Annotated in this window: 1 protein-coding gene and 2 pseudogenes; all 3 read left to right on the top strand. The window is 37.3% G+C overall.

Annotation, left to right across the window (positions count from 1 at the left end):
• A partial coding sequence (locus JCM19043_RS15660) for a head maturation protease, ClpP-related (protein ID WP_231631590.1) occupies positions 1–610 on the top strand: 610 nt, incomplete at its 5' end.
• Between the two features lie 132 nt (positions 611–742).
• A pseudogene (locus tag JCM19043_RS19110) lies at positions 743–893 on the top strand (phage major capsid protein); the annotation flags it as partial.
• Positions 894–985: 92 nt separating this feature from the next.
• Positions 986–1548: pseudogene (locus JCM19043_RS17930) on the top strand (phage major capsid protein); the annotation flags it as partial.

Raw genomic sequence — 1548 nt, 5'->3', positions numbered from 1 at the left:
GGATGTCATGCCTGATGATGTTTTGAATGCGCTACGACAAGTTGAAGGGTTAAACAATCTCAATATTTATATCAACAGTCCTGGTGGTTCTGTTTTTGCTGGTTTAGCGATTTACAACATGCTTGCAAGAAACAAGGCAAAGAAAACCGTTTATATTGATGGTGTGGCTGCATCAATGGCTTCAGTTATTGCTATGGTAGGGGATACAATTAATATTCCCTCTAATGCGTTTTTGATGATCCATAATCCATGGACGATCGCTTTAGGTAATGCTACTGAATTAAGGAAAATAGCAGATGATCTAGACACAATTGGCCTTGGTGCTATGAATGTCTACAAAGAAAACATGAAAGAAGGCATTACAGAAGAAACTATCCAAGAATTGTTGGATAATGAAACCTGGCTGAATGGTGAAGAAGCAGCTAAATATTTTAATGTCGAGGTCATGGAAGCTAAAAACTATGCTGCATGTGCAAGCGAAGTATTGAAAAAATATGATAAGACACCTCAGAAATTACTAGCTATAAATCAATTGAAACAAAGTCAAACAGGTGACACTCAAGATGAAAAAATCAAATTACAAAATGAGCTGGACCTTCTAACAATTTAGAGGTCTATTTTTAATGCTCTTAAGGAGGAAAAGGAATTGAAAAAAGAACTAGCAAACACACTTAATCAAGCGATGTTTTCATTGCTATCGAACAAAAACGTATTGTCTGTAAAAATGGACGGTACCACAGGAATGACAAAACGCGAACAAGAACTACGTCAGTCTGTTGCAGATTTAAAAGATGAAGCGCAAGAACTGCAGGATGAGGGTAAATACGAAGAAGCAAAAGCAAAAATTGAAGAAGCGAAAGCAGCGAAGAAAGATCTTGATAACTTCTTAGCATTGCAAAAAGATTTTCATGGTTTGACGGTCACAGAACCACAAGCTAATGGAAGTCAAATGCCTGGCGAGCCTAAACAGGATGATAAAAAAGAATATAAGCAAGTATTCTTCAAGCTTTACGTGGCCATAAATTAACTGAGAGTGAAATGTCTGTTATGGACGAATTTAAAGCAGCCTTATCTGAAAAAACAGGTGAAGATGGCGGTTATATTGTTCCAGAAGACATCACTACAACAATCAACGAACTGAAGAATACAGTTGATAATTTAGAACAATACGTAACAGTGGAGCCAGTTAAAACGAATAAAGGCGCCCGTACATTAGAACGTCGTGCAGATTCTACACCATTTGCTCCACTATCTGAATATGGTGATCCTAATGCTATGGCTGAAATTAACTCACCACAGTTTGACCGTATCACTTATGAGATTGAAGATTACGCAGGTTTCTTGCCAGTTCCAAATGATTTACTATCTGACACAGACCAAGCGCTAGAAGCTTACTTGCGTAAATGGTTAGCTAAGAAATCAAAAGCTACACGAAATAGTTTAATTCTTGCTGTGCTAAACGCTCTTTCTAAGACGAAATTTGATGATCATAAAGGTATTAAAACAGCACTTAACGTTGACTTAGATCCAGCTCATGCACAAGTAGCG

Source organism: Halolactibacillus sp. JCM 19043, assembly GCF_001310395.1.
Taxonomy (GTDB): domain Bacteria; phylum Bacillota; class Bacilli; order Bacillales; family Amphibacillaceae; genus Halolactibacillus; species Halolactibacillus miurensis.
Note: the sequence above shows the minus strand (reverse complement) of the source record. Positions and strands in the feature narration are given on the sequence as shown.